Here is an 8,535-nt window from a genome sequence, read left to right as displayed (position 1 = left end):
AAATAAAAAAAGTTTATTGAAACGAATTTCAATAAACTTCTCTCAATATCATATTTTATAGGTACTCAAAACATTTTTACCAACTATTTTTGACTATTAAACCTTAATTTGAATCGGGTTTTTGTTTTTTATCTGAATGCTTGTTCTAAATCAGCAAGTAAATCATCTATATCTTCAACACCTGTGCTTAATCTTACTAAGTCATCGGTAATTCCAACTTCAAGTCTTTTGTCTTCTGGAATTGATGCGTGAGTCATTAAAGCTGGATGATTGGCTAAACTTTCAACTCCACCAAGAGATTCTGCTAAGGTGAATACTTTTAGCTTTTCTAAAAATGAAATAGCATCTTCCTTTCTTCCTGACGTGAAAGTGAATGAAACCATTCCGCCAAAACCACTCATTTGTTTTTTAGCAATGTCATGGAATGGATGATCAGGTAATCCTGGATAATAAACCTTGGCTACTTCTGGATGATTGCTTAAAAATTCGGCAACTTTCATTCCGTTTTCACAATGTCTTTGAACCCTTAAATGTAACGTTTTAATTCCTCTTAAAACCAAATAACTGTCCATTGGTCCAAGTGTTCCTCCTGTTGCAAATTGTTTGAAATGCAATTCTTCACCTAATGCTTTATCCTTAATAATCAAAGCTCCAGCAATAACATCCGAATGTCCACCAAGATATTTTGTAGCTGAGTGCATTACAATATCAGCTCCTAAATCTAAAGGTTTTTGTAAGTATGGCGTTGCAAAAGTATTATCAACTGCAAAAAGGATATTATGTTTTTTAGTGATTTTTGCAATTTCTGCAATATCAGCTAATTTCATTAATGGGTTGGTTGGCGTTTCAACCCAAACTAACTTCGTGTTTTCATTAATCAATGATTGGAATTTATCCAAATCATTCATATCAACAAAATGAAATTTAATACCGCTATCTTTATATAAACGTGTAAACAATCTGTAAGTTCCACCATATAAATCATCCATTGCAATGATTTCATCACCTGCTTTAAACATTCGCAATAAACAATCTGTTGCCGCTAATCCTGATGCAAATGCTAAACCTCTTGAGCCATTTTCAATTGAAGCCAAAGCATCTTCCAAAGCTTGACGAGTTGGATTCGCAGCACGACTATATTCATAATCACCTACAGGAATTCCTGGACTTGTTTGTGCATAAGTTGAGGTTTGAAAAACAGGAGTCATTACAGCTCCAGTTACTTTTTCGTGGTGTTGACCACCATGTATTACTTTAGTATTGAATTTCATTTCTATATTTTTTTACAAAGGTATTTTAAATTAAATAAATTTTCTAATATTCATAATAAAACCCAAATGAATTCCTTCATGATAATTATTAAATTCCATGGCGTCTTTTATGTTTGCTAAATGAAATCCTGTGCCAGTTGTATATTCATTATAAGAAGCGAATTTTCCATTAGTATAATCTTCTTTGGTTTTTTCTAATAATGAAAACAATAACACTTTCAATTCTTCTATTTCTTCTTGGGTTGTAGCAGTTGGTTTTGACCCATTTTTATATTTTTCCATCATTTCGGATGAAATATTCATTGGCAAACCCGAAAGTCGATATACCAAACCTTGTTGCGAAACAATAATGTGACCTAAATTCCAAGCCAAGTTATTACTAAAACCTTCAGGAATTTTATTCAGTTGTTCTAACGAATAATTGTCAATTATTTTTAAATAAATTTTTCTGCTGGTTTCCCAAATTTTAAATGTTGCTTCCATTTTGTGATTTTATAATTGTGCAAAATTATCTGATTTTGGTATTAAATTCATGACATCAACTGCAATTTGAGGTGTTGGATTTGCAATTTTCCTTAGTTTTGTGTCCATCCAAGCACCATCTACAGTAATGGTTGCTAGCAATTCGTCTTTATCATTTTTAAATTCGTGAATAAGCGTCCATCGTGAACCGTCTTCTTTTATTTTACCCACTTTTGTGCTAATAAAAACCTTTTGATTCATTCGCATTTCTTTTCTAAAAACACATTCTTCACGAAACAATATTGGTCCAAAATGTTGTTCTTGCATGATACGCATTGACATTCCTAATTGTTCAAGAATTTCAACACGATGTTGTGCTCCAAAATCGTAATATGCACTATGACGCACGTGAAAATTTGGGTCTAAATCGGCCCAACGAATGTGTATTTCTTTAATAAATGTTGACATTGATTGCAATTTTTTTACAAAAATACAGATTATAAGTTTCAAATGAATTTTCTTTGCAAAAAGAAAAAATTATGACTGATACTATATACTATTTAGCGAGTTGCGATACGTGTAGAAAAATTATAAAATCGTTGCCTAAAAGTGCAAATTTGAAATATCACGACATAAAACAAGATCCAATTACGATTGAAGAATTAGAATATATGCGTTCACTTTCTGGAAGTTATGAAGCATTGTTCAGCAAAAAAGCGCAGTTGTATAAATCGATGGATTTGAAGAATAAAAACTTAACAGAAGACGATTTTCGTAAGTATATTTTAGAACATTACACCTTTATAAGTCGTCCAGTTTTTATAATTCAAGACAAAATTTACATTGGAAATACGCAACAAAACATGTTGCAAGTAATGAAAGCATTAGAAAATGTCTAAAAGAACTTGGGCATTATTTGCAGCAACATTAGTTTCCATAATTTATGGTGTAACCTTTACAATTGCTAAAGACGTAATGCCAAAATATGTTGAGCCTTTCGGATTTATCACCATACGCGTTGGTGGTTCGGTTTTATTATTTTGGTTGGTTTCCTTTTTTGGACCCAAAGAAAAAATTGCTTTAGAAGACTATCCTCGAATTGCAGCTGCTGCTTTATTTGGCGTAGCTTTAAATATGCTTACTTTTTTCAAAGGACTAAGTTATACTTCTCCAATTATGGGTGCGGTTTTAATGGTTACCACGCCAATGATTGTATTAATTCTTTCAGCAATCATAATGAAAGAACGAATGAAGAAACGCAAAATATTTGGAATAATTTTAGGATTAGCAGGAACAATAACTTTGATTCTTTACGGAAAATCGATGGTTAATGCTCCAAATGCTACTTTGGGTAATTTACTCGTTTTTATAAATGCGATTTCTTATGGTTTTTACTTGATTTTGGTTAAAAAACTAATGGATAAATACAATGCGTTTACTTTCGTAAAATGGATTTATACTTTCGGATTTATCATGGTTTTACCGTTTGGCTGGAGCGAATTTGATGCTATAAATTGGTCAACAATTCCAACAGATATTTTCTGGAAAATTGGATTTGTAGTAGTCTTTTCAACCTTCCTAACTTATCTATTAAATCTAATTTCGATGCGTGAGTTAAAACCAACAACCGTTGCCGTGTTCATTTATTTACAACCACTTTTTGCAACAATATTCGCTGTTGGTTTAGGAAAAGACGAACTGAGTTTGGTAAAATTACTTTCGGCGGTTTTAATATTTGCAGGAGTTTATTTGGTAACACAGAAAAAGTGATTTTGAAATGAAAGTGAATATTTTATTAATTCTTACATCAACAATTTTATTGTTATCATCTTTTAACTTTTTACAAAACAATAAATCAATAATTGGAATTTGGACTGACGGTAGCAGTGAGAATGCAACTTTTGAAATCAATAAAAGTACCATTTTTTATATCGATTCATTAAAAGAATTCAAATACAAATTGAAAAAAGACTCTCTATTCATTTTCTACGATGACTATACCTTTAAAGGAAAAATCAAAATTTCTAAAGATACTTTATTCATTACAAATGGAGATATTGTAAGAAAGTATTGGGAATTTAAAAATTGAATTTATTGCAATAAACTATGACTGAAAACTGTGACTGAATAATCAACACTATTTCATATATTTGAAGTCTATAAAACATAAGAATGATACAATCAATGACTGGTTTTGGAAAAGCATCTTTGCAATTACCAACCAAAAAAATTACAGTAGAATTAAAATCACTAAACAGTAAAGGTTTAGATTTGAATACAAGAATGCCATCGGTTTACCGTGAAATGGAATTGGGTTTACGAAACCAAATTTCGCAACGATTAGAACGTGGAAAAATTGATTTTTCTCTTTACATCGAAGTTACTGGCGAAGAAACCTCATCTAAAATTAATGTGCCTATTGTAAAAGGTTACATTAATCAAATGAAAGCTGTAATTCCAAATGCTGATGAAACTGAATTGATGAAAATGGCTGTAAGAATGCCTGACGCATTAAAAACAGAACGCGACGAAATTGACGAAAACGAATGGAAAGAAATTCAAAAGGTCATTTATGAAGCACTTGAAAATATTGCTAATTTCAGAAAAGACGAAGGTATTTCTTTAGAAAAAGAATTTCAAGCTCGAATTGGAAATATTTTATCGTTGATGAATGAAGCAGTTTCATTTGATAAAGAGCGAATTGAAACTGTAAAAACTCGATTAAAAACAGCATTAGATGAACTTCAAGTGAATGTAGATCAAAACCGTTTTGAACAAGAACTGATTTTTTATTTAGAAAAATACGACATTACAGAAGAAAAAGTTCGTTTAGAAAATCATCTGAATTATTTCATAGAAACCCTTGCAGGAACAGAAGCTAACGGAAGAAAATTAGGTTTCATAACTCAAGAAATGGGTAGAGAAATCAACACTATGGGTTCAAAATCAAACCATTCTGAAATGCAAAAATTAGTTGTGATGATGAAAGATGAATTGGAAAAAATTAAGGAACAAGTTTTAAATGTTCTTTAAGAAAATACAGAATAGAATAAAGAGAATAGATACTGAAATAAATTCAGCATAAAATGAACAAAGGAAAATTATTAGTATTCTCAGCGCCATCGGGTTCGGGAAAAACCACTATAGTGAGGCATTTATTAGAGCAAGAAGATTTGAATTTAGAATTTTCAATTTCTTGTGCAACACGTGAACCTAGAGGTCAAGAAGTTGATGGAAAAGATTATTATTTCATCAGTTGGGAAGAATTTAAAAAACACATCAAAGCCGAGGAGTTTGTTGAATGGGAAGAGGTTTATACCAACAACTATTACGGAACGTTGAAAAGCGAAGTCGAACGTATTTGGGCTAAAGGCAAAAACGTAATTTTCGATATTGATGTTTCTGGTGGATTGCGAATTAAATCAAAATTTCCTCAAGAAACATTGGCTGTTTTTGTAAAACCACCTAGTGTTGACGAATTAAAACGAAGATTAAAACAACGTTCCACAGAAAGCGATGAAAAAATAAATATGCGCATCGCAAAAGCACATGTTGAATTAGCAACCGCACCACAATTTGACAAAATCATTAAAAATTATGATTTGGATGTTGCTAAGGCAGAAGCATATGACTTGGTAAAAGAGTTTATTTCTGGTTTTTAGTCCTTAGTTTCAAGAAATCTAAAAAAATTATGAGTGGAGTTAAATCGTATAAAGAGTTACTTATCTGGCAAAAGGGAATTAGTATAGTTTTAAAAGTATACAAGCTAACACAAAGTTTTCCTAAAGACGAAATTTATGCATTATCAAGCCAACTAAAAAGAGCAAGTGTTTCAATTCCATCAAATATTGCAGAGGGTTTTGGCCGTCAAACTGATAAATCATTCAATCACTTTTTAAATATATCTCGAGGTTCATTAAATGAAATTGAAACACAACTCGTAATCGCAAAAGAATTAGGATTTATTCAAGACGAAAATCTTTATAATGACTTATTATTCATAATAGAAGAGGAAAGTAAAATGATAAATGCATTTACAAAAAATCTAAAATAACTTTTAAGTTCAAAGACTAAAAAACTAAGGACTAAAAACTAAGGACTAAAATGAAAATAGGATTATATTTCGGAACCTTCAACCCAATTCACGTTGGGCACATGATCATTGCCAATCACATGGCAGAACATTCCGATTTGGACCAAATTTGGATGGTTGTCACGCCACATAATCCGCACAAACAGAAGAATACCTTATTGGATGATTACCAACGTTTGCATTTAGTGAATTTAGCAACCGAAGATTATCCTAAAATCAAAGCTTCAGATATTGAATTCAAATTACCTCAACCTAATTATACGGTAAATACTTTAGCTCATTTAAAGGACAAATTTCCGCAACACGAGTTTTGTTTGATTATGGGCGAAGACAATTTGAATTCGCTTCACAAATGGAAAAACTACGAATACATTTTAGAAAATCACGATATTTATGTCTATCCGCGATTAAATTCAGGTGAAATTGATGAACAATTTGTAAATCACAATAAAATTCATCGCGTTGGTGCGCCTGTTATCGAACTTTCCTCAACTTTTATTCGCGAAAGCATCAAAAACAAAAAAAATATTCGTCCGTTATTGCCCGAAAAAGTTTGGGAATATGTAGATCATAATAATTTTTATAGGAAGTAATTTATTTCAAAACGTAAACTATGAATGAAAATTTTGACAAAACAATAGATAGTTTTCCTAAAAAGGGCAATTTTATAACAAATAATCTTTTAAATAAACCATACTTCCTCCTTTCATCTGAATTCACTAATTCTGCTGTTAACGAAAATGAAGTTTTTTTTAAAAGTAGTCAATCTAATAAATCATTGCTATTAATAATTGGTATATCTTGTCTGATAATTAGTTTAAAATTTAAAAATAGTTTATTTTATTATCCTTTATTAATTTTTATAGCTCTTGCTATGGCTTTCAATTTCTTTTATCTAAAAAATAAAAAAGTTAAAACAATAAAAATATCTGATTTTAACATAGAAATTGAAAATGTTAAATATGAATGGAGTGAAATTTATGCTTTTGGGGTTATGGTCAATCCTAACAGATATTTGACATATTATACTTTGATAATTTTTTCAAATTTAAAAGGGAAAAAAGAACATAATTTATTTAGTTTCCAAAGTCAACAAGATGATATTATTAAAAAAATGAATTATTTCAGAGAAAAATATCTTTCAAAAAACTTAACTTAACATTCCTTTACCACTTGTTCGTTCAATCGTTTTGTAAATTTGTGTTCTAAATATTTTTACAATGAACAATTTCGAATTATACAATCCTGTCAACTATGTTTTTGGCAAAGGACAAACTGAAAAACTTGCTACATTAGTTCCAAAAAACGCTAAAGTTTTAGTGGCTTATGGTGGTGGAAGTATCTTTAAAAATGGCGTTCACGAAGCCGTAACCTCAGCTTTAAAAGGTTTTGAAATCGTTGAGTTTGGTGGCATTGAACCCAATCCAAGATTTGAAACATTGATGAAAGCAGTTCAAATTATTCGCGGGCAAAAGATCGATTTTATTTTGGCTGTTGGTGGCGGAAGCGTTATCGATGGAGTGAAATTTATTTCGGCAGCTTCTAAATTTGAAGGCGATGAAGCCAATATTTTAAGAAAAAGAATTTTATTTACCGATTTGTCTCAAGTTATTCCGTTTGGAACCGTTTTAACGTTACCAGCTACCGGTTCTGAAATGAATTCTGGTGCTGTAGTTACAATTGAAGCAACTCATGAAAAACTTACACTTGGTGGAAGTGCTTTATTCCCAAAATTCTCTATTGTTGATCCAACGGTGATTATTTCTTTACCAAAAAGACAATTGCAAAATGGTGTTGTTGATGCGTTTACACACGTAATGGAACAATATTTAACTTACAAACACGATGCAATTCTTCAAGACAGATTTGCAGAAAGCATCTTGAAAACTTTAATCGAAGTTGGACCAAGTGTAGTAGAAAATCCTAGTGATTATAAGTTAGCTTCAAATTTTGTTTGGAGCGCAACAATGGCGTTAAACGGATTGATTCAAAAAGGTGTTCCGAGTGATTGGGCAACCCACATGATTGGTCACGAATTAACGGCTTTATACGAAATTGATCACGCAAGAACTTTAGCGATTATTGGTCCGAACTTATACAAAGTAATGTTTGAAACCAAGAAAGACAAACTAGCACAATATGGCGAAAGAGTTTGGAACATCACAGGAAATTCTGTAGAGGAAAAAGCTGAAAAAGCCATCGAAAAAACTATTGAATTTTTCCACACCATGGGAATGAAAACCAAAATCTCTGAAAACGCAGAAAACATCGAAAAAACAGCCGATTTTATCGTAAATCGTTTTGAAGAAAGAGGTTGGAAAGCTATGGGCGAAAAGCAAAATATCACTTTAGAAAAAGTTAGAGAAATTGTGGAAATGAGTTACTAGTTTTAGTGAAGAAGTGAAAAGTAAATAGTGATTAGAATTTAAAATCCTTGTGCACTTTGCGCATTCTTCGTGTCTTAGTGGTTAAATAAAATCAAAAGGCGTTCAAGATATACTTCCTGAACGCCTTTCTCAAACCCCAAAACAAAATTTTTTAACTAACTAAACTAATGAAATCACCTAACAGAAATCATATATATAATAACGACCATTATTTCTTGTTATTGTACTGAATATCATAATTTTAAGTTAAATTAATTTTTAACAAAATCTTTCCCTAAGAATCTTAAACTAATGCAATCGCATTGCTTTAAATAAATTTCAG

Annotated in this window: 12 protein-coding genes; 9 read left to right on the top strand and 3 right to left on the bottom strand. The window is 31.1% G+C overall.

Annotated elements, in window-relative coordinates; translation table 11 throughout:
* Nucleotides 1–128: 128 nt before the first annotated feature.
* From ABD771_RS08955 to ABD771_RS08945, 3 genes are read right to left on the bottom strand one after another with little or no spacing between them, the layout of a single operon-like run.
* Nucleotides 129–1,271 carry a cystathionine gamma-synthase gene (locus ABD771_RS08955; protein WP_345093702.1) on the bottom strand — a complete coding sequence of 381 codons (1,143 nt, stop codon included), beginning with the start codon at nucleotides 1,269–1,271 and terminating at the stop codon, nucleotides 129–131.
* A gap of 30 nt (nucleotides 1,272–1,301) precedes the next feature.
* The gene (locus ABD771_RS08950) at nucleotides 1,302–1,754 is read right to left on the bottom strand and encodes a DinB family protein (protein WP_345093700.1); all 453 of its coding nucleotides are present in this window, start codon (nucleotides 1,752–1,754) and stop codon (nucleotides 1,302–1,304) included.
* A gap of 9 nt (nucleotides 1,755–1,763) precedes the next feature.
* A complete protein-coding gene (locus tag ABD771_RS08945; protein ID WP_345093698.1) occupies nucleotides 1,764–2,201 on the bottom strand; it encodes an acyl-CoA thioesterase in 438 nt (145 codons plus the stop codon).
* A 71-nt stretch (nucleotides 2,202–2,272) separates the two neighbouring features.
* Between ABD771_RS08945 and ABD771_RS08940 the strand changes: the two genes are divergently transcribed.
* From ABD771_RS08940 to ABD771_RS08900, 9 genes are all read left to right on the top strand, one after another.
* On the top strand, nucleotides 2,273–2,632 hold the full coding sequence (locus tag ABD771_RS08940; protein ID WP_345093695.1) for an arsenate reductase family protein: 360 nt from the start codon (nucleotides 2,273–2,275) through the stop codon (nucleotides 2,630–2,632).
* Nucleotides 2,625–3,503, top strand: a complete 879-nt coding sequence (locus ABD771_RS08935) for a DMT family transporter (RefSeq protein ID WP_345093693.1) — start codon at nucleotides 2,625–2,627, stop codon at nucleotides 3,501–3,503. Before ABD771_RS08940 ends, ABD771_RS08935 begins: the two co-directional genes overlap by 8 nt.
* A 7-nt stretch (nucleotides 3,504–3,510) precedes the next feature.
* Nucleotides 3,511–3,822, top strand: a complete 312-nt coding sequence (locus ABD771_RS08930) for a hypothetical protein (RefSeq protein ID WP_345093690.1) — start codon at nucleotides 3,511–3,513, stop codon at nucleotides 3,820–3,822.
* 83 nt (nucleotides 3,823–3,905) lie between these two features.
* On the top strand, nucleotides 3,906–4,766 hold the full coding sequence (locus ABD771_RS08925) for a YicC/YloC family endoribonuclease (RefSeq protein ID WP_345093688.1): 861 nt from the start codon (nucleotides 3,906–3,908) through the stop codon (nucleotides 4,764–4,766).
* 53 nt (nucleotides 4,767–4,819) lie between these two features.
* Nucleotides 4,820–5,395 (top strand): guanylate kinase, encoded by a 576-nt coding sequence (gmk, locus tag ABD771_RS08920; RefSeq protein ID WP_345093686.1) that lies wholly within the window; start codon nucleotides 4,820–4,822, stop codon nucleotides 5,393–5,395.
* 29 nt (nucleotides 5,396–5,424) lie between these two features.
* Nucleotides 5,425–5,787 carry a four helix bundle protein gene (locus tag ABD771_RS08915; protein ID WP_345093684.1) on the top strand — a complete coding sequence of 121 codons (363 nt, stop codon included), beginning with the start codon at nucleotides 5,425–5,427 and terminating at the stop codon, nucleotides 5,785–5,787.
* 50 nt (nucleotides 5,788–5,837) lie between these two features.
* Nucleotides 5,838–6,419 (top strand): nicotinate (nicotinamide) nucleotide adenylyltransferase, encoded by a 582-nt coding sequence (gene nadD, locus ABD771_RS08910; RefSeq protein WP_345093682.1) that lies wholly within the window; start codon nucleotides 5,838–5,840, stop codon nucleotides 6,417–6,419.
* 20 nt (nucleotides 6,420–6,439) lie between these two features.
* Nucleotides 6,440–6,985, top strand: coding sequence for a hypothetical protein (locus ABD771_RS08905; RefSeq protein WP_345093678.1), 546 nt, complete (start codon nucleotides 6,440–6,442; stop codon nucleotides 6,983–6,985).
* Between the two features lie 61 nt (nucleotides 6,986–7,046).
* Nucleotides 7,047–8,213 carry an iron-containing alcohol dehydrogenase gene (locus tag ABD771_RS08900; RefSeq protein ID WP_345093676.1) on the top strand — a complete coding sequence of 389 codons (1,167 nt, stop codon included), beginning with the start codon at nucleotides 7,047–7,049 and terminating at the stop codon, nucleotides 8,211–8,213.
* Nucleotides 8,214–8,535: the final 322 nt, after the last annotated feature.

It is taken from the genome of Flavobacterium chungnamense, from assembly GCF_039539165.1.
Lineage (GTDB): Bacteria > Bacteroidota > Bacteroidia > Flavobacteriales > Flavobacteriaceae > Flavobacterium > Flavobacterium chungnamense.
This window is presented reverse-complemented; position numbering and strand designations above follow the sequence as displayed.